Genomic DNA, 19,128 nt, shown 5'->3' with positions numbered 1-19,128 from the left:
GCGCGGGGAGTGTGTCAAGCAACCTTGAGAATTTTTTTATGCAAATTTTTTAAAACATATTATAGAATTCAGTTCTTATGCGTTATAATCGCCATTTATAATTTTAAGAATTAGAATTAGTGAGGTGAACGATGGAAGAGATCGTCGTGGCGTTAGTGGGGCAACCCAATGTAGGCAAGAGCTCGCTTATTAATGCGATTAGCGGGGCACACTTGAAAGTGGGCAATTTTGCAGGAGTCACGGTGGAAAAAACCCAAGTAAGCACCACTTACAACAACACTAAGATCACTATCGTCGATTTACCGGGTATCTACGCTTTAAATGACTTTACGATCGAAGAGAAGGTAAGTAGGCAGTTTTTGGAAACTGAACGCTTCGATTTGATCCTAAATGTGCTGGATTGCACGAACTTAGAGCGCAATTTGAGTTTAAGTACCCAATTACTTAATACTCCCCACAAAGTGCTCATGGCACTTAATATGTGGGATGAAGCCCAAAAAGAAGGTTTGCAGATTGATGTGGACTTACTCTCTAAAGATTTAGGTGTGCCCTGTATCCCCACTTCTGCCCATGCGCACTTCAATATGGACCATCTCTTAGATCGACTTATTAGCTTGCACCGCGATGCTAAAGATGTTAGAAGTCCACTTACTACTTCCAAAGAAGAAGCCTTTGAATTCTGCCGTGCTTTAGCCAAGAAGGTTTGCCGCCAGACGCAGGGCATGCCTGAATACACACGGCGTATCGATAAGTACATGATGCATCCAATCTATGGCGTTCCTATTTTCTTGGGGCTTATGTTTTTGGTATTCTTTTTGAGCTTCTTAATTGGCGGAACATTGCAGGGCTATGTAGATGATGGGTTTAGCTGGCTAAGTGATACAATTAAGACACATGCACCCAACGCCCAAATCGGCTCACTTTTAGGAGATGGAATTATTGGAGGGGTGGGGGCTGTCCTCTCTTTTCTACCCTTGATCATGGTGCTGTATTTGGGCATCTCTTTATTAGAAGCCACCGGGTATATGAGTCGCGTGGCGTTCTTGCTAGATGGGGTTTTCCATAAATTTGGCTTACATGGCAAGAGCTTTATCCCGCTGATTACGGGCTTTGGCTGTTCTGTACCCGCTTATATGGCTACGCGCACCCTACAAAATCAACATGAAAGACTTGTTACCCTCTTTGTTATTGGATTTATGAGCTGTAGCGCGCGCCTGCCCATTTATGTGCTTTTCGTAGGCTCATTCTTCCCAGAAAAATATGCTAGTCTAGTGCTCTTCATTATTTATGTGCTCGGAGCCGTAATTGCGCTTTTAATGGCAAAATTCCTTAAGCTAAGTGTTTTTAAGGGGAAAGAAGAGTCCTTTGTAATGGAGATGCCCAAGTATCGCATGCCAAGCCCTAAAGTAATTTGGTATAGTATTTATACAAAATCACTTTCTTACTTGAAGAAAGCAGGCACTTATATTTTGGCAGGGGCGATTTTAATTTGGTTTGCTTCTGCTTACCCTAGAGATGCGAAGATGTTAGAAAACTATCAGGTCCAACAAGCACGCATTGAGGCGAGCAATTTAGAGGCCACAGCTAAAGAGGAGGCGCTCGCGTCTCTTGAGGATAAAAAACAGCAGGAGATTTTAGAAAATAGTTTTGTGGGACGCGTAGGGCGTAGTATTGATGGCCTATTTAAGCCTATGGATTTTGATTGGCGACTTTCTATTTCTTTAGTAACGGGTTTTATGGCTAAGGAAGTTGTGGTTTCTACTTTAGGTGTGCTTTATGCGTTAGGGGATACCAAGCAAGACTCCAAATCGTTCCGTGAAGCGCTCAAAAAATATGTAAGCGTGCCCTCAGCCATTGCTTTTATTGTTTTTGTAATGTTCTATATCCCTTGCTTTGCAGCAACCATTACCTTTGGCAAAGAAGCGGGAGGTATAAAATTTGTACTCTATTTGTTTATTTTTACTACAGCGGTCGCCTACATTTTTTCCTGCATTGCCTACTACGCAACTAAGTTGCTTGCTGGAATTTTCTAATGATCTGTGGTATTTTGAGAAAGATGCATTTGATTTCCCTTGACTTTATTTCTCATTTATACTATAATAATGATACAAACTAACAATAAGGAGTTTTTCATGTTGCCTTCAGAAACAGTTAAATTGCTCAACACCCAAGTGATGGATGAGTTCTATTCTGCTAACCTCTACATGAGCATGAGTTCATGGTGCTATACCCATAGCTTTGATGGTGCGGGTTTGTTCTTGTTTGATCATGCTAGTGATGAATACGCCCACGCGACTAAAATTATCACTTATCTAAACGAGAACGAAGTGGGCGTGCACCTTAAAGAAATTAAAGCCCCCGAGCATGAGTTCAAGAGCCTTGTGGAGGTTTTTGAAAAAGCTTACAAGCACGAGCAACACATCACCCATTCTATTAATGCTCTTGTGGATAAAATGCTTGCTACAAAAGATTACGCCACTTTCAATTTTCTGCAGTGGTATATAGCTGAGCAACATGAGGAAGAAGTGCTCTTCAAAAACATTTTAGACAAGATCAAATTGATGGGTGAAAGTGGTCATGGTTTGTACTTGGCAGACCAATACATCCGCAATATTGCCAAAGATCAAAAGTAGGGTTTTTACTTGTGCCCCTATCGGGGCAACCGCATTTTTTAAAGGTATTCGCCAAGCTAATTATGGCATAGGTGAATTCCCACTCTTGTGAATTCAAAATAGCTTTCAACCATCAAAATTCATAGAATACTCGTTTTCATCGTGTAATTAACCTAAAATCTTTTATCCAAACTGTACAGATTTCCCTTAAAAAATATTTTAAAGTGCTATGTGAGCTTAGCGCAGATTTAGGGGTATGATGCTACAATAATGCATGCGTGTGGATAAATTTTTAAATGCGACCAATATCACCAAAAGGCGCGCGATTGCGCTGGATATGCTCAAAGAGGGGGTGGTGCACTTAAATGGGGTCTGTGTTAAACCCAGTAAAGAGGTGAAGGTGGGCGATGTGCTCCAAATTAGGTATTTGGATCGCCTGAAATCTTACCGCGTGCTGGCAATCCCCACACTTAAAACTATCCCCAAATCCCAAAGTCATTTGTACATACAAGAACTAGAATAAATCCCAATAGAAAGGTTTGCTATGCAAGATTACAAAGATAGTCTCATCCTCCCCCAAACTTCCTTCCCCATGAAAGCGAATGCCATTGCCAACGCCCCCAAGCTTTATGCGCGTTGGCGCGAACAGGCGGTTTATGCCCATATGTTGGACAAACGCCAAAACGCCTCAGAGGGCTTTGTTTTGCATGACGGACCGCCCTATGCAAATGGGCATTTGCACATCGGGCACGCGCTCAACAAGATTTTAAAAGATGTGATCGTCAAACACCAATATTTCTTAGGCAAAAAGGTGGATTATGTGCCCGGTTGGGATTGCCATGGCTTGCCCATTGAACAACAAGTTGAAAAGGATTTTAAAGCCGAGCAACACAGATTGCCCGCAGAGCAACGCCACGCTTTGGACGCGCTGGAGTTTCGCGATCGTTGCTACCAGCATGCCCAAAAGTTTATTGATATCCAACGCGAAGAGTTTTTGCGCTTAGGGGTGGTGGGGGATTATGAAAAACCCTATGAAACTTATAAATACGATTTTGAAGCCAGCATTTATCAAATGCTCTGCATTGCCGCACAAAAAGGTTTGCTCAAGCAACGCTTTAAACCCGTCTATTGGAGCTGGGCATGCCAGAGCGCGCTGGCTGAAGCCGAAGTAGAGTATAAGGATAAGCAGTCCGATTCAATCTTTGTCAGCTTTGCCCTGCAACCACAAAGCGCCCAACTTCTCAGCCAACAAGCCCATTTTAGCACCCAAGAAACCCCTAAAGAATTTGCCCTTGTGATTTGGACGACCACCCCTTGGACCCTAGCGGCTAATGTAGGTATTGCGCTCAAACCCAAGACAACCTATGCGATCACTTCTAAAGGGCATGTGGTCGCGCTTTCTTTAGCCCAAAAGTTGCTAGAAAAGGGTATCTTAGAAGGGGAGATTGTGGGGAGCTTTGAGAGCGAATTGTTAGAGAGGGCTTTAACCACTAACCCCCTAAACCAGCGCGATTCTGTGGTTTTGCTAGGCGATCATGTGAGCTTAGAAGAGGGGAGCGGGGCGGTGCATACTGCCCCCGGACACGGGGAAGAAGACTACCATTTATGCCTACAATATGATTTAGAGGTCTTAGTGCCTGTAGATGATTACGGGCGTTACAATGAAGAGATCTTGCAAAAAAAGCTCTTGCCTGAAGAGTTTTTAGGCCAGCATGTGCTCAAAATCCAACCCAAGATTTTAGAATTGCTCGATCAAAGCCTCTTGCACCACAGCACCATCACGCACTCCTACCCGCATTGTTGGCGCACCCATGAACCCGTCTTGTATCGCGCCACCACCCAGTGGTTTATCATGATGGATGAGCCTTTTTTACAAGAAGATGGCAGTTATAAAACTTTGCGCCAAGTTGCCCTAGAGGCGATTGAGGATGTCGCCTTTTACCCCAAACAGGGCAAGAACCGCCTCAAAGCCATGCTAGAGCAACGCCCCGATTGGTGCGTGAGCAGACAGCGCAACTGGGGCGTGCCCATGGCGTTTTTCTTGGACAAACGCACTCAAGAGCCTCTGCTTGAAATGCCCGTTTTAGAACATATTTACCAGATGTTCAAAGAAAAGGGCTGTAACGCGTGGTGGGAGCAAAGCGTGCTAGATCTCTTGCCAGAGGGGTTTAAGCACCTAGCCCCCAATTTAGAAAAGAACACCCATATCTTAGATGTGTGGTTTGATAGTGGGAGCACCTTTAAGGCGGTGTGTGAAGAGCGTTTGGGGGTTTATCCTAGCGATTTGGTGCTAGAGGGCAGCGATCAACACCGCGGTTGGTTTCAAAGCTCCTTACTCTTAAGCTGTATCAAACACTCCCGCGCGCCCTTTAAAGGGGTGCTAACCCATGGCTTTACCGTGGATTCTAAGGGGCATAAGATGAGCAAGTCTAAGGGAAATGTCTTTTCTTTAGATGAAGTGCTCAACACCTATGGGAGCGATATTTTGCGCCTGTGGGTGGTGATGAATGACTATCAAGACAATTTGAGTGTCTCTCATGAGTTTTTTGCCCAAACTGCTGAAGGGTATAAAAAGGTGCGCAACACCTTGCGCTTTTTGCTAGCCAACACGGCGGGGTTAGAACGCCTAACCCCCCTGCAAGATTTGAGCCTGATAGATTCTTGGATTTTAGCCCTAAGCTCCAAAGTCTTTAACCAAGTGCAAGAACACTTTAAGCAATTTGACTTCGTCAAGGGCTTGCAGAAACTCTTTAGCTTTGTGGCTAACGACTTGAGCGGGATTTACATGGATATTTGCAAGGACAGCTTGTATTGTGATCCCAAAGAGAGCCCCAAACGGCGCGCGATCCAAACGACCATGCTCTATTTAGCCCACCATTTGAGTTTTGCGCTCGCTCCCATTCTCACCTACACCATTGAAGAGGTGTTAGAACACGCCAGCCCTCTATTTAAAGAAGTAGCTTTAGCTGGGGGCGGGGTCTTTGATCTGCAAATGCCCTTTTTATTGGAGGGAGCGGTTGCTCAAAGCGTGTTAGACCAATTTGAGCGCCCCCTAGAATTGCGCGCGCGCTTTAGTGAAGCATTGGACGGGCTCAAAAAGGATAAAAGGGTGAAAACCTCCCTAGAAGTGCAAATGTACCTCAAAGACGCTAAGGACATGGCATTTACCCACTATGCGGAGTGGTTGATGGTGAGTTGCGTGGGGCTTTGGGAGGGCAGCGGGGTGGATGTGTTGTTAGAAACCCCGGATTTTGTTTTGGCACGCGCCTCTTTGAAGAAGTGCCCGCGTTGTTGGCGCTTTCTAGCCCCTAAAGACGATCTGTGTGAGCGCTGTGAAGAAGTCTTGCATGCCTAGCACTCTTAGCCATTTGGGGGCTAAGACGCACTACGCGCAACACTATAGCCCCCATTTGCTAGAAGCCTTTGAGAACCCCCACCCGGGGCAGGACATTTTTACCTGCTTAGAGAGCCAAGAATTTACCAGTCTGTGCCCCATCACCGCCCAGCCCGATTTTGCGCGCGTGCGCATTGCCTATATCGCGCATTTGAAAATGGTAGAGAGCAAGTCGCTCAAACTCTATTTATTCAGTTTTCGCAATGAGGGGGTTTTTGGGGAGGATTGTGTGGGCAAGATTTTAAACGATTTAGTCGCCCTCCTAGCGCCCAAATACCTAGAAGTGCAAGCCCATTTTAGCGCGCGTGGAGGGATCACCATCACCCCCTTTGCCAACTACGCCACGCTAGATTATCAACACTTCAAGCAAGAAAGATTGTTAAAAGCTCTATAAACAAGTTCAAAGGGGCATGGTGCGTTACTTGGCATTACTTTTTCTCATCTTTGGGATTGCTTTTAGCCAACCCCTTAAAGAGCTGATCCAAGAGATGCAAGCGATGCGCGCGCTCACGGTGCGTATGTATGAAGAGAGTTTGATTAGACATGTGGATGAGACATGTCAAGATCCTCACCCCTACCACGATACGATGGAGAGGCATGCCGCCTTGTTTTTCTCTTTGGCTTTAGATTTTATGGATAAGATCCCCCTACTCCAAACCCTCCAGCTAAAAACCCCCCAAGATAAAGAATTTGTAAAGACTCTTAAAGCCTATGAATCCTTGCAACTCTTTGCAAACTTGCGTGGCTATCTCCCCACTCCTGATAGCTGTGAGAATGGCGTTTCGCTCCCTGATGCCTTTGACGCCACCCAAGTTACCCAAAATTTTTTAGATACCTTCAATCTATTTTTTGCTCCCGTATTCAAAGCCCACAAGGAGGGTTCAAGTCTATGGGATGCCCTAAGTAGCCAAACTCTAAAGGTGCGAAAATACAATTCTAGCGCAAGTATCTCTAAACAGCTAGACTCGCTCTCTTATGGATTTGATGATGACGATCTAGATAGAGATGATGAAGAAGACACCTATAGTAGGTTTATTAAAATATTCTTGGGTGTGGATTTGCAACAAAAACCCGCCAAACTCTTAGATGACTATTATCAAGCATGGCTTAAAGCCGCTGGGGGGTCTTAATGCGCGCTTTAGTGTGTGTCTGTCTATTGTGTTTGGCTTTAGTGGGGACTGAAGCCCCACAGGCGTGGCGAGATCAAATGCGCGCCTTGCAATTGGAGATGATCGCTAAAGATGTTGCCTACACGCGTCTGCTTTTAGATCGCAGCGTGGATCAAGAAACGCGCCAAAAACGCCTCCAAGCTTTTGAAAAACAAAGGGCTCAAGATTTTTACAAACAAGCTTGGCCCCTTTTAGATGTCTTCCCTATCTTTAAAGATCGCAAACTCCCCGCGCGCACCCTTAAAGCCTTTAAAAGCATCGCTTTGCTCTTGTTGTGGGAGTGTTTGGAGGATACGCGTTTGACCAACCTAGACTACGATCCGGGCGAATCCGTATATACTGATTTTCTTGAACCCTTCTACCTCTTTGAAGACTCCATCATCCCGCTTTTATTCTCTCCCTTGCTTGCCTCTCAACTAGACCCACTAGACTATGTCCAAAGCCTACCCTCCCTTAACAACGCTTGCGCACAAGGCAAATGCGCCTATTTAAAGGGCTTAGCGAGCGCGCTAGATTTTTTCTATTGGGCTACAGCTGTTAATAATTACCATGATCACTGGGGAGGGGATTTTCACACTTCAGATGAAGATATGGGTCTTATTGTTTCTCTAGCAAATGCTCTTAAGGGTGCATGGTATCTAGTCCAAATCTCTAAAAAACACAACCCCTTTTTAGAAGAGATATTAAATAGCGATCCTAGCATCTCTTTAGAGGCGTTTAAAAATTATGCCTTGCTTAAGGGGTTGTTTTACCTGCACAACACCCCATTTTATCTCCAAGGGTTCTTTCAAGATGAATACTCGAATTTTCAAGATAACTACCCGGAGATTCCTCATTTTTCTACCAGCTATAAGAACACACACACCCGCATTTTAAATCAACCCCAACTCTGCTTGCTCCCTAAATATCTAAGTGATAAAGCCAAGAAAGCTTGTTTAGGGGTTTTGAAAAGCCCGCCTAAGAGTGTGCTTGACTCTCTGCGCGCTCTTTTGAAACAAGCGCGTCTTTTGAGCGTGGATGATGTCCCTTGTGTGTATTTAAACCCCAAAGGTGAAATCCAATATCTCAAATCCAAAAACGCGATTTGTAGGGCTTTGGGCGCGCTAAAAAATCTCCATTAAAGCGCGACATAATCCACCTCTCTAGGGCGTTGGTGTTGGAGCACGAGATTTTTAGATTTAGTAACCCCCTCAGAAGTGCCAATGACCAATAATTTAGCCTCGCTAGCGACGATGGTCTCCCCCTCAGGCATGGGGATGTAGCGCCCATCCTTTTGGATGATCCCGATGACAAAAACCTTAGCGATCTCTCTAAAATGCGCCTCTTTGAGCTTGCGTTGCACCAGCCAACTCTCTTTGGGCACAATCACCTCTTCTAAGTCTAATAAGGTGTCTTTTTTGTAAATGAAGTTTTCTAAAATATTCTCCATATCCGGGCGGATCGCCATTGCGCTCACCCGTTGTGCCATTAATTTGGTGGGCGAGACAACGCTATCTGCGCCTAGCTTTTTGAGCTTTTCTAAATCCTCGTCATTGTGCGCGCTAGCGATGATGTAGTAAGGCTTGCGCCCCAACTCTTTTTCTAATAAGCGCACATTAGCGATTAGGGCAATATTGACAGAAAAGGTTTTAGAAAAAGTAACCACCCCCTTCGCGCTGCTCAAATTAGTTTTAAGCATGCTCAAATTGGTGTGCGGATCGCCTGTGATGAAGTAAGGGTATTTGTTTTTGATCGCCTGCTCTTCAAATTCAGGGTGATCGTCCACCACCACAAAGGGGATTTGGGCGTTTCTAAACTGCTTGGCAAGCTCGATGGTGTATTCGTTATGATAACAGATCACATAGTGATTTTTGAGGCGCGCGATCTTATAAATCATCTTCTTCTCCCGAATGAGTTTGGCTAAGACTCCCTTGTTGATCACCCCAATGAGCACGGCCACCGTGAAGGTCATCAGCGCCTCCCCACAGAACATGATCAAAACACTTAAAAAAATGCTCCATGTCCCAAACTTGCTTTCATCCAACGCCCCAAACCCGGTCGCTGTGAAGGTGTAGGCGGTTTGGAAGAAGGCTTGCATGAGAGAGTAATTCTCCAAGCCCAAATAGCCCAAAGTGCCCAGAAGGATAAAGAGCTGGATGAGCACTAAGGGTAGAGCAAAAAGTTTAAAATGGGCGTAAATCTCTGTGTTAAGTTGGCGAGTTGCACTCTCCTTACGAGGCTTCTTTTTGAAGAGTGCCTTAAGTTTAAACATTGTCCTTGCGGACTATTGGCTTTTGCGCATAGTCCTTAAAGTAGAGGCGGCCACACGGATTTTTTGCTTCGTGCCGTCTTCTAGGGTGATGCGAATCGTACGCAAATTAGGGAGCAAACGCCTTTTATTCTTATTATTTGCATGGCTGACATGGTTGCCTACCATAGGACCTTTTAAGCTTAAATCACATCTTCGTGCCATAATTCTCTCCTTTAAGTAAAAGGGCACATTATAACTTAACATACGTGCCTTTGTGCTTAAATCAACGGGTGGGGGCTTTTGGAGGGGTAGCGGATTCAACAACCGGCTTAGCTACACCAGTATCTTTTTCCATGATGCCTTGAGGTTTAGGAGTGTTGTTGGTAATGATAGGCAGGTTAGGGTAGATGATGGTGGGTTTTTTGCCTGTGAGTGCGCCAAAGAAGGTGGCAATTTTCTGTGCGTCCGCATCGCTAATATGGATTCCTAGTTGCACCGCGCCCATTTCTTTGATCGCATCCTTGACATCCCAATATTGCCCATTATGGAAATAGGGCATGGTTTCTAAAATGTTGCGCAAAGTAGGCACTTTAACCATGCCATTCTTATCTCCTTTGAAATCTCCGACATTAGCAAATTTATACGGGGCAGCCACTTGGAAGGGCTGCATTGTGCCCCCTAGGTTGATCCCATTATGGCAACCCGCACAGCCTTTATCCAAGAAAAGAGCCAAACCTTCCTGCTCCTTAAGACTTAATGCCTTGACATTCCCGCGCAGGAAGTCGTCAAAACGGCTAGGCGTGTTGAGCGTGGCTTCAAACATGGCAATGGTATCGGTGATAAGGTCAAAATTAATTTTAACATTATTACCATAGGCGCGTTTAAAGGCTTTCACATAGCCGGGTATAGAATTGATCTTGGCTTCCACAACCTTGGGATCGGCATTCATTTCTACCGGATTGCTGATGGGTCCTTTTGCCTGCTCGTCTAGGTGTGTTGCACGCCCGTCCCAAAACTGCACGGCGTTAAAGACGGAATTATACACAGTGGGAGAGTTCAAAAAGTGCGGGTTGGGTTTCCAGCCATCCCCTACCGCCCGCGATACGCTATCTACCCCTGCCATGCCTAAATTATGGCAGGTGTTGCAAGAAATCAGATATGAAGTAGAGATTCTAGGGTCTAGATAAAGCATTTTTCCTAATTCTATTTGGGCTTTAGTGAGTACGGCCCCCTTGTAAGAGAGTCCCAAATTACGCACTTTGTCTTGAAGGTATTTATCTAAAACCTTTCCCGTGGGCATGGGCATTAGATTAGTGCCCAAAGCTTTCTTGATCAACTCTTGCGCATTGGGCGCATGGCTAGCCTTATTGGCATAAAGGGTAACACACAATCCAGCAGATATAAAAGACACTTTAAAGATATTTTTGACTGCACTTGACACAATAAACCCCCTGTAAAATAGTTCGGATAGAGAAATTATACGGCGACAATCTTAAAATAGTCTAATGTGTATCAAAATAGTTCTGGATTTTTTGGGGATCATGGGTTTGACTTAGAGCAAGCATCAACAGCACCCGCGCCTTTTGGGGGTTGAGGTTATCTCCGCTAACAAAGCCGTATTGAGAATCGTCAATCTCCCCAGGGCGCGTGATAAACCCGCTCCCCACACGGCTAGAACGCACCACCGCCACGCCCTTTTTGGCCGCTTGAGCTAACGCCTCTAAGATGGAGGGGTAGAGATTGCCATTGCCCATCCCTGCGCTCACAATCCCCTTTGCTCCATGTTGGAGCGCGCTTTGCACAAAATCTGCATGATCGTTAGCATGGCTATAGATAATATCCACACGGGGCAGGTCATGTATCTGAGCGATGTCAAACGCGCTTTCTAAAGTATGCTTGCGCAAAGACTGCATGTAAAAGCGCACATGCCCATAGAGGACATGGCCTAGGGGTCCGCTGTTGAGGGATTTAAAAGTGTCTACGCCTGTGGTGTTGGTCTTGCTCACTTCTCTGGCGGCATGGATGGCATCGTCCATCACCACCAACACCCCCTTGCCCTTAGATTGTACATCGCTAGCCACAGCGATCGCATTGTAGAGATTGAGCGGACCATCCGCGCTCAATGAGTCTGCATTGCGCATCGCGCCCACCATCACGACGGGCTTAGCGCTCTTGATCACCAAATTGAGAAAATAAGCGGTCTCCTCCATCGTATCCGTACCATGCGTGATCACCACCCCATCCACATCTTTTTTCGATAACAGGGCTTGCACGCGTTTAGCTAACTTAAGCCACACGGCATCATTCATCTCTTGAGAGCCGATGTTGCTTATCTGTTCGGCTTTGAGATTAGCCAATTCCTTAGCTTGGGGGATAGCGCCAAGCAAACTATCTACACTCAGCGATCCAGATTTATAAGCACTACTCAGCGCGCTTTTAGAGCTCCCCGCGATCGTGCCTCCCGTAGCTAAAATATAAACATTAGGCTTCGCACACACCGAGCACACTCCCAAAGACATCAAGATGACAAATTTGCATAATAACCTCAACACGGGACCATGATAATGCAAAGAGGTAAACTGGGTGCTAACCATATTTACAACAGATTGAACCCTTCCGTAATAGAAGGGTGGGTGTAGATCATGTCTTTAAGTGCTTCAAAACCTAGTCGTTGGTTGATTGCCAAACTGAAAAGATTAATAATTTCGTAAGAGAGGGCGCAATGCAAGCTAGCCCCTAAGATCGTTTGCTGTGCATTATCTTCTACAAGTACTTGCAGGATTCCAGTCGTGTCTTCTACAACACGGGTTCCGGCGATAGAAGCGCTCTCTAAAGTTTTTACTAATACTTTCTTGCCTGAGCGCTCAATATCCTTAGCGCGCATGCCCACATGGCTATAGGGAGTCTCCACATAGAGCACTTCGGGTAATACATTGCGGTTTTTTGTAGAGCGGGACTGGTTCCCATAAAGGTGTTGGAAGGCAATTCTAAAATCATCTAAACTTACATAGGTCGTAAACATCTCACCTCCTTTCACGTCGCCCAGAGCATAAATATTACCTTCATGATCAGCATTGGCGACAAGATATTCATTGGTTAAAATTTCCTTAGATTTTCCCAATCTCACACCCGCCTTTTCTAGTTGTAACCCTGCAGTGTTGGGTACACGCCCTGTAGCCAATAAAATTGCATCAGCCTCTAAATAAGTTTGTTGTCCAGTTTGAGTATTTTGATAATAGACTTGCTGATCGACGATGCTTTGCAAATTAGAGTTAAAGACCATCTCAATCCCTTGCTTAGTGAGCGATTCTAAAATACTGGCTTGAAACGCCAAGTCTTCTTTAGGCAAAAAGGTATCGCCGCGCATCAGAACGCTTACTTGTGTGATACTCTTCTGCCCCACACGCCCAAAAAGATTAAACATGCTTGCAAATTCTAAACCAATATACCCCCCGCCTACAACAACCAAATGTGAAGGCAACGTGTTAAGTTGCATCAATGTTGTGCTGTCATACACGCGATCGGATTGAATAGGGATCGGGGGCTGTGCAGGAAGTGAGCCTGTATTGATGACAATCTTATGTGCGCTCATCTCTTTACAACTATCTTTATGATAAACCATGAGTGTATGGGGGTCTTTAAAGCTTGCGCGACCTTCTACCACCTGTACCCCCGCACGGGTTACCATATCATAGTTTTTTTGGCGCAAAAAAGACACCATTTTATTTTTTTCTTCGATACTTTCCTTATACCCTAGAGTGCCCTTTTTATGAGTAGCAAGGTGCAAGAGCGCTTTAGAAGGCAGACAACCGATGTTGATACAAGTTCCTCCGTACATCTCCTTAGATTGCTCAATGAGAGCGACTTTTTTACCTAGTTTAGAAGCCTCAGTTGCCAAAGTTTTCCCCGCTTTTCCAAAGCCAATTACAATTAAATCATAATCAAGATTCATTATTTATCCTTGTATATAACGATGGTCAGATTCTCATTATAGCAATATAATTTAGGATTTTAGAGCGCTCTTGTTTGCCAAGAGATGGCATTTAGATTATGAACAAATCTTAGATAATAACATCTAGCACATGGGGTTCTAAAAAACCTTCCAATTCTTCCGTATTTTCTAGCGCACGCTCTAAAGCGTTGTCGCTGTAGTAATGTCCGTGATAACAATGGCGTTTGTCTAGACAACGCATATCAGGTTGCTCATAGAATTGCTCCTGCGCACCGTGTTGTTGCGCAGATGAGCTATCTTCCTTATCCCTATGAACGGCCTTATTCTTTTCTAGCGCACGCGTCTCTTGCACCGCCTGTAGACGTTCCAAAAACTCTTTATGGTTCTCATGATCGAGTTTGGGCAGAGCATTTTGATAGACGATTGAGCCAAAAGGAGAATTTTGATTAATATGGGTAACATTACCTGTTACAGAGGACATGCATGCCTCCTTACTTTAGAGACTAGATCGACTTTAAGATATGATTTTTGATCGCCTGAGGTTGCCATGTCAAACTAATTTATGTAGACTGGCAGATTCATAACAAACTGAAACACCTAGTCATCATATATAAATGATATATTCACAAATCCATGCTAGCATGGGGGGCTATTCTTTGGAGAGTGCTTTTGCGCGTTGTGGAACAGAGAGATTTAAATGTGCGCTTGGGGGTGTTTTACATGGCTTTGGGGGCGTTGAGTTTTGGTTTGCTCAACGCGCTCATCAAGATGCTAGGTTCTTACTACTCACCCCTAGAGAATATCTTTTATCGCTCCTTCTTCATGCTCTTTTTTCTATGGGGGCTTTACTACATCAAACCCTTTTCTTTTAGAGCGCACAAACCCGGAGGGCTCGCTCTTTTGATTTCTAGGGTGTTTGTGGGGCAGATGGGCATGATCTTGATCTTTTACAATATCGCGCACATGGATCTGGGCAGCGCGATCGCCTTTAGTCAAAGTGGACCCATTTATGCCATTTTCATCGCGTGGTGGGTACTTAAAGAGCGCATCACTTGGCAATTGGTGCTCTCTGCACTCTTGGGGATCTTGGGGGTGGGTTTTGTGGCTAACCCGCACACCAGTGGGCTCTCTTGGGGGTTGGTGGTTTCAGGGATTTTAAGCGGGTTGATGGTGTCTTGTGCCTATGTGAGTTTGAATAAACTCAAGGAGTATTACGATGGGGGGTTTGTGATCGTGGTGTTTTCGGTGTCTTTAACGCTGATGAGTCTAGCTCTGATGTGTTTTGACATCCCCCCCTTTGCCTCAGGCTACCACCCCTTGCGTTTTGAGGGGGTGTGGTGGCGTTGGGATTTGTGGCTTTTAATAGGCACGGGTTTAAGCGGGGCGTTGGGGCAGTGCTTCATCACCAAAGCCTATATGATCGCCCCAGCCGGACTCATCTCACCCGTGGATTACACCCGCTTGTTATGGGCGGTGCTCTTTGGTATGCTCTTGGGCGACCCCCCTTTGCATTTTTTGCAAATCTTGGGTATGGGGCTTATCGTGCTCTCTGGAGTGCTCATCGTGCTAGAGAGCAAAACCAAAACAAAGGCAAAATATGAATCGACAAACTCTTAGCTTGCTTTTAGAATGCCATGTTCTAGGCATTGTGGGCTTGAGCCCTGACCCGCATAAGGACAGCCACAAGGTCGGGGCGTACCTGCAAGCGCAGGGCTATCACATTGTGCCCATTTACCCCAAAGTGGATGCGCCCATTTTAGGTCAAGCCGTTTATGCTACCCTCCAAGAGGCGCACCGCGCCCACCCCCTAGATGGGGTGATTGTCTTTAGAAAATCTGCAGCGATCATGCCCTTAGCCCAAGAGTTTTTGAGCCTTACGCCCCTCCCCAAACTCTTTTGGATGCAATTAGGCGTTCAAAACGCCCAAGCCACTCAGTTATTGCAAGAGCATGGCGTGGGGGTGGTCCAAGATCATTGCGCCCTCATAGAACACCGCAGAGCACAAGGTTAAGCAATTCTCCCCTCCAGTGTGCCCAGCCCCCTTTATAGCCGTCTTTTAGGCTTGTTGGTGGTGGTGAGTTTGACACTAGGGGTGGTGAAGAGTTTAGAGATTTCTATTAGCTATAAAGAAGCCCTGCTCTATTTTAGCACGCCTAGCTTTTGGCTGGACGCTCTTTTATTGGGGGCGTTGCGCGATTTGGTGGGGGTGTTGGGCAAATCCCTCCCCCATGACTTGGCTTTGCGTCTGCCCAGTTTGCTTTTGCACGCGCTCAATCTCATCTTGCTTTACAAACTCAGCCTCAAGCTCCAACCCAAAAAACCCTATGATCCGCTCCTCAGCGCGCTCACCTTCGCGCTGCTCCCGGGCGTGCAACTGGGTGCGATCCTCTTGGGTAAGGTGAGCTTGCTCTTCACCCTAGCCCTCTCTAGCATACTCTTATTCCACACGCGTGTCTTTTACGCGCTAATCCCCCTGCTTGCCCTCTTTGATCCAAGCTGTATGGTCTTGCTCACCGCCCTTTTCTTATACGCGCTCAAGCACAAGCACCGCCTCAAAACTAGCTTGTTGGGTGTGGCTTTGATGTTCAATGTACTCTATTTTAAACCCGTCTCTGGGATGCCCCAGGGCTTTTTTTTAGAAACGCTTTTTGTGATGTTTGTACTCTATTCTCCCTGTTTATGCCTTTATTACCCCTATGCGCTCTATGCGCAAGTGATCAAGGCGCGCCAACAGGATAGCTTGGTGGGTATGGTGGGCGCGGTGGGCTTTTGCCTGCCCCTGCTCTTATCCCTACGCCAAGAAATCAGCCCACAATTTCTAGCCTATGGCGTGTTGGGTATACCTATCTTGCTCAAACACGCGCTCTCTAGTATCCGCGTACACCTCCCCCTTTTTCGCACCCATTATCGGATTCGCTACAGCCTTGTCTTTGGTACTTTGCTTTTAGAAAGTGTGTACTTGTGGGGGGGGTATAATCCCTTTGTGCGCACCCACTACATCGCCAAAGAACTCGCCTCAGCCCTGCAAGCCCGGGGCGTACACGCCCTGCACACCTTCGCGCCTAAGATGGCGTTACGGCTGCGTTTCTATGGCATTCAAGAGGGGGGGAAGGTCTTTTTGTTAGAGAGCGACAAACCCGGGGACATCAACATCACCTATAACCGCAAAATTGTCGCTAGCTATAATCTCGTGTACAAGCCCTAGTTTTTGCGCATTAGCGCGTCTATTTGGGCTTCATAGCTGTAATAATCCAACACCTCATAGAGTTCTTCTCTAGTTTGCATGCGCGCAATTTGATCCCTTTGCGTGCCCCTTTCTTTGATGTCTAGATACACCTCTAAGGCTGCTTTATTCATCGCTCTGAACGCGCTTAAGGGGTAAAGTGCCATAGACACCCCCACACTTTTGAGCTCCTCAAGGGTGAATAGGGGGGTGCGCCCAAATTCGGTGATATTGGCTAAAATAGGCACGCTCACAGCCTCAACGAACGCGCGGTATTCTTCTAAACTCTGCAAAGCCTCCGCAAAGATCGCATCCGCGCCCGCTTGTACATACGCCTGCGCGCGGGCGATGGCAGATTCTAGCCCTTCTTGGGCGCGCGCATCCGTACGCGCGATCAAGTAAAAATGCGGGTCTAGTTTTCTAGCTTGGTGGGCTGCTTGCAGGCGATCGCACATCTCTTGGGTGGGTACACATGCCTTGTTGGGGCGGTGTCCACAGCGTTTTGCGCTCACCTGATCTTCTAAATGCGCCCCGGCCGCCCCGCTTTTAATGAGCTGGGTGATGGTTCTAGCAATGTTGAGCGCGTGCCCAAAGCCCGTATCCGCGTCCACAATCAAGGGGGTATCACAGACCGCACAGATACGCCGTACATCTATACACACTTCTTCTAAGCCTGTAATGCCCAAATCCGGCAAGCCATAGGACGCGTTTGCCACCCCCGCCCCAGACAAATACAAAGCCCTATGCCCGATTTTGCTTGCCTGCAGAGCTTGATAAGCGTTGATCGTGCCCACGATTTGCAAGGGCGCGCGCTCCACTAATGCCTGTCTAAATCTCTCTCCTGCGCTCATGCACGCCTCCTAGAAAGCAAAGAGGTCGCTAAAGGTGTCAAAATCCATTTGCAATAACGCGTTTTCATGAAAGACAATCTCTTCAATCTGACTAGCACGCTTGGGGGCATACACCTCCCTTAAAGCCTGTTTGAATTTTTGATAGAGCAGGGGCAACCCCTCTTCGCGTCTGAACCTGTGCCCGATGGGGTAATGGACTTCTAGTTTCTGGGTTTTTGTACCGTCTTTAAAGAACACCTGCAACGCGTTGGCGATGGAGCGTTTGCTAGGGTCTAGGTATTCGCGGGTGTAGCGATCATCTACTGCAACTTCACTGAGCGCTCTTAAAGCATCGATGCGCGGGTCCGCAGCGCTCGCATCGCTGTAGGCGTGCTCGTTTAGATCCCCATAAATGAGCGCGTAAGCGACCATGTATTGGATGCAGTGATCGCGATCGGCGTAATTGTGCAACTCCCCTTCTTTATTGATAATGCGGTGTCCGGATTCTTGGGTGGTGATCTCAATCTTGGCGATGTCTTCTAATCTGTCTTTTACTTCTGCATGCAATTTGATCGCGCATTCTACCGCGGTTTGGGCGTGGAATTCTGCTGGGAAAGAGAGTTTAAAAAGCACATTCTCCATCACATAACTAGAAAATTCTTGGGGGATGTGCAAGACCTCGCCCCTTTCTTGCTGACTCTTCATAAAGACATCTTGATAACCCCAATACTGCGCGCTCAACGCTGAAGGGTAGCCCATTTCTCCACTGAGCGCTTTAAGGGCTAAATCCACACCCCTACTACTGGCATCCCCAGCCGCCCATGATTTTCTAGAACCCGTGTTGGGCGCGTGGCGATAACAGCGCAAACTCCCCCCGTCCACAAAGGCGTTAGAAACCCCATTGCGCACTTCTTCAAAACTCCCCCCTAGCAACCCTGCACCCACCGCTGTGCTGGCAATGCGCACCAATAAGACATGATCTAAGCCCTCTATGTTAAAACAATTCTCTAGGGCTAGAACGCCTTGAATTTCATGGGCTTTGATCATGGCAGTGAGAATCTGTTTGACTTGTAAGGGTTTTTGCCCCTTAGCGCGCCTATCTCGGCTCAAATAATCCCCCAAGCCCCAAATTGCCCCTAGATTGTCTGAGGGGTGTCCCCATTCAGCAGCTAGCCATGTGTCGTTAAAATCTAGCCAACGCACCATGCAACCGATGTTAAACGCCGCGCGGACAGGCTCAAGTTGATAAGTGGTGCCCGGGATTTTCGTGCCCAGTGGGCGCAGCTGTGCCCCGGGTACACTAGGTCCTAGTAATTTTGTACACTCTGGGTGTTTTAAAGAGAGCAGGGCGCAACCAATGGAGTCAATCAAGCACAATCTAGCGGTTTGGTAGGCTAATTCAGAAGTGATCTCATGATCCACCACATAGCGCGCGATACTAGAGAGCAATGTGTCAAATTCAGGTCTAGTAGTTTGCAAAGTTCCCATATGAGCCATGTGTGTCCTTAATGTTGAAATGATGAGATTATAATCTAGAAATCCTAACCCGCAAAAAGCGCATGCCCGATGCGTACCATATTTGCCCCATAGGCGATCGCGCATTCAAAATCCGCACTCATACCCATAGAAAGAATAGAGGCTTGGGGCAGGGTGTCAAACAGATCCTTAGCTTGCCCAAAAGCGCGCTCTAGAGCTTGGGTGTGGTGGTGGCTGGGGGT

General features: G+C 46.5%; 18 protein-coding genes. 10 read left to right on the top strand and 8 right to left on the bottom strand.

Translation table 11 applies throughout. The features are described from left to right. Positions 1–131 precede the first annotated feature (131 nt). From feoB to C6G87_RS06945, 7 genes are all read left to right on the top strand, one after another. Entirely contained in the window at positions 132–2,033 is a 1,902-nt protein-coding gene (feoB, locus tag C6G87_RS06975; protein ID WP_104752796.1) for a ferrous iron transport protein B, read from the top strand. A gap of 99 nt (positions 2,034–2,132) precedes the next feature. Further along, complete coding sequence (locus tag C6G87_RS06970) at positions 2,133–2,633, top strand: ferritin (protein ID WP_104752795.1); 501 nt, start codon at positions 2,133–2,135, stop codon at positions 2,631–2,633. 253 nt (positions 2,634–2,886) lie between these two features. Then, entirely contained in the window at positions 2,887–3,135 is a 249-nt protein-coding gene (locus C6G87_RS06965; protein ID WP_104752794.1) for an RNA-binding S4 domain-containing protein, read from the top strand. 21 nt (positions 3,136–3,156) lie between these two features. Then, on the top strand, positions 3,157–5,967 hold the full coding sequence (gene ileS, locus C6G87_RS06960) for an isoleucine--tRNA ligase (protein WP_104752793.1): 2,811 nt from the start codon (positions 3,157–3,159) through the stop codon (positions 5,965–5,967). Next, positions 5,960–6,400 carry a preQ(1) synthase gene (gene queF, locus C6G87_RS06955; protein WP_199767665.1) on the top strand — a complete coding sequence of 147 codons (441 nt, stop codon included), beginning with the start codon at positions 5,960–5,962 and terminating at the stop codon, positions 6,398–6,400. The genes ileS and queF overlap by 8 nt, the downstream gene beginning before the upstream one ends. A 16-nt stretch (positions 6,401–6,416) precedes the next feature. Beyond that, positions 6,417–7,136, top strand: a complete 720-nt coding sequence (locus C6G87_RS06950; RefSeq protein WP_104752792.1) for a hypothetical protein — start codon at positions 6,417–6,419, stop codon at positions 7,134–7,136. Beyond that, positions 7,136–8,296, top strand: a complete 1,161-nt coding sequence (locus C6G87_RS06945; protein ID WP_104752791.1) for a hypothetical protein — start codon at positions 7,136–7,138, stop codon at positions 8,294–8,296. Before C6G87_RS06950 ends, C6G87_RS06945 begins: the two co-directional genes overlap by 1 nt. Here the strand turns inward: C6G87_RS06945 and C6G87_RS06940 are convergent. The 6 genes from C6G87_RS06940 to C6G87_RS06915 form a co-directional block, all read right to left on the bottom strand. Further along, entirely contained in the window at positions 8,293–9,426 is a 1,134-nt protein-coding gene (locus tag C6G87_RS06940) for a potassium channel family protein (protein WP_104752790.1), read from the bottom strand. The two genes, C6G87_RS06945 and C6G87_RS06940, sit on opposite strands and share 4 nt — an antisense overlap. Before the next feature lie 12 nt (positions 9,427–9,438). Continuing rightward, entirely contained in the window at positions 9,439–9,627 is a 189-nt protein-coding gene (gene rpmB, locus C6G87_RS06935; protein WP_104752789.1) for a 50S ribosomal protein L28, read from the bottom strand. Positions 9,628–9,688: 61 nt separating this feature from the next. Then, on the bottom strand, positions 9,689–10,711 hold the full coding sequence (locus C6G87_RS06930) for a cytochrome-c peroxidase (RefSeq protein ID WP_104752798.1): 1,023 nt from the start codon (positions 10,709–10,711) through the stop codon (positions 9,689–9,691). A 196-nt stretch (positions 10,712–10,907) separates the two neighbouring features. Then, positions 10,908–11,954: a type II asparaginase gene (locus C6G87_RS06925; protein WP_199767664.1), complete on the bottom strand. Its 1,047-nt coding sequence runs from the start codon at positions 11,952–11,954 to the stop codon at positions 10,908–10,910. Between the two features lie 47 nt (positions 11,955–12,001). Continuing rightward, a complete protein-coding gene (locus C6G87_RS06920) occupies positions 12,002–13,357 on the bottom strand; it encodes an FAD-dependent oxidoreductase (RefSeq protein WP_104752787.1) in 1,356 nt (451 codons plus the stop codon). A 109-nt stretch (positions 13,358–13,466) separates the two neighbouring features. Beyond that, positions 13,467–13,838, bottom strand: a complete 372-nt coding sequence (locus C6G87_RS06915) for a hypothetical protein (RefSeq protein WP_104752786.1) — start codon at positions 13,836–13,838, stop codon at positions 13,467–13,469. A 197-nt stretch (positions 13,839–14,035) separates the two neighbouring features. On the opposite strand from C6G87_RS06915, the gene C6G87_RS06910 reads away from it, so the two are divergent. From C6G87_RS06910 to C6G87_RS06900, 3 genes are read left to right on the top strand one after another with little or no spacing between them, the layout of a single operon-like run. Further along, on the top strand, positions 14,036–14,974 hold the full coding sequence (locus C6G87_RS06910; protein WP_324761405.1) for a DMT family transporter: 939 nt from the start codon (positions 14,036–14,038) through the stop codon (positions 14,972–14,974). Further along, entirely contained in the window at positions 14,955–15,368 is a 414-nt protein-coding gene (locus tag C6G87_RS06905; protein WP_104752785.1) for a CoA-binding protein, read from the top strand. Before C6G87_RS06910 ends, C6G87_RS06905 begins: the two co-directional genes overlap by 20 nt. Before the next feature lie 18 nt (positions 15,369–15,386). Beyond that, positions 15,387–16,562: a hypothetical protein gene (locus C6G87_RS06900; protein ID WP_199767663.1), complete on the top strand. Its 1,176-nt coding sequence runs from the start codon at positions 15,387–15,389 to the stop codon at positions 16,560–16,562. On the opposite strand, the gene prpB is transcribed toward C6G87_RS06900, so the two are convergent. Beyond that, on the bottom strand, positions 16,559–17,431 hold the full coding sequence (gene prpB / locus C6G87_RS06895) for a methylisocitrate lyase (protein WP_104752783.1): 873 nt from the start codon (positions 17,429–17,431) through the stop codon (positions 16,559–16,561). The two genes, C6G87_RS06900 and prpB, sit on opposite strands and share 4 nt — an antisense overlap. Before the next feature lie 9 nt (positions 17,432–17,440). Beyond that, positions 17,441–18,907, bottom strand: a complete 1,467-nt coding sequence (gene prpD / locus C6G87_RS06890; RefSeq protein ID WP_104752782.1) for a 2-methylcitrate dehydratase — start codon at positions 18,905–18,907, stop codon at positions 17,441–17,443. Between the last annotated feature and the right edge of the window lie 221 nt (positions 18,908–19,128).

The sequence above is a fragment of the Helicobacter baculiformis genome, assembly GCF_900197685.1.
Taxonomy (GTDB): domain Bacteria; phylum Campylobacterota; class Campylobacteria; order Campylobacterales; family Helicobacteraceae; genus Helicobacter; species Helicobacter baculiformis.
Note: the sequence above shows the minus strand (reverse complement) of the source record. Positions and strands in the feature narration are given on the sequence as shown.

Bases quoted from the DNA above. Each gene is read 5' to 3' on its own strand.
- feoB (WP_104752796.1), top strand. From the start codon at position 132: ATGGAAGAGATCGTCGTGGCGTTAGTGGGGCAACCCAATGTAGGCAAG.
- C6G87_RS06970 (WP_104752795.1), top strand. From the start codon at position 2,133: ATGTTGCCTTCAGAAACAGTTAAATTGCTCAACACCCAAGTGATGGAT.
- C6G87_RS06965 (WP_104752794.1), top strand. From the start codon at position 2,887: ATGCGTGTGGATAAATTTTTAAATGCGACCAATATCACCAAAAGGCGC.
- ileS (WP_104752793.1), top strand. From the start codon at position 3,157: ATGCAAGATTACAAAGATAGTCTCATCCTCCCCCAAACTTCCTTCCCC.
- queF (WP_199767665.1), top strand. From the start codon at position 5,960: ATGCCTAGCACTCTTAGCCATTTGGGGGCTAAGACGCACTACGCGCAA.
- C6G87_RS06950 (WP_104752792.1), top strand. From the start codon at position 6,417: ATGGTGCGTTACTTGGCATTACTTTTTCTCATCTTTGGGATTGCTTTT.
- C6G87_RS06945 (WP_104752791.1), top strand. From the start codon at position 7,136: ATGCGCGCTTTAGTGTGTGTCTGTCTATTGTGTTTGGCTTTAGTGGGG.
- C6G87_RS06940 (WP_104752790.1), bottom strand. From the start codon at position 9,426: ATGTTTAAACTTAAGGCACTCTTCAAAAAGAAGCCTCGTAAGGAGAGT.
- rpmB (WP_104752789.1), bottom strand. From the start codon at position 9,627: ATGGCACGAAGATGTGATTTAAGCTTAAAAGGTCCTATGGTAGGCAAC.
- C6G87_RS06930 (WP_104752798.1), bottom strand. From the start codon at position 10,711: ATGCCCATGCCCACGGGAAAGGTTTTAGATAAATACCTTCAAGACAAA.
- C6G87_RS06920 (WP_104752787.1), bottom strand. From the start codon at position 13,357: ATGAATCTTGATTATGATTTAATTGTAATTGGCTTTGGAAAAGCGGGG.
- C6G87_RS06915 (WP_104752786.1), bottom strand. From the start codon at position 13,838: ATGTCCTCTGTAACAGGTAATGTTACCCATATTAATCAAAATTCTCCT.
- C6G87_RS06905 (WP_104752785.1), top strand. From the start codon at position 14,955: ATGAATCGACAAACTCTTAGCTTGCTTTTAGAATGCCATGTTCTAGGC.
- prpB (WP_104752783.1), bottom strand. From the start codon at position 17,431: ATGAGCGCAGGAGAGAGATTTAGACAGGCATTAGTGGAGCGCGCGCCC.
- prpD (WP_104752782.1), bottom strand. From the start codon at position 18,907: ATGGCTCATATGGGAACTTTGCAAACTACTAGACCTGAATTTGACACA.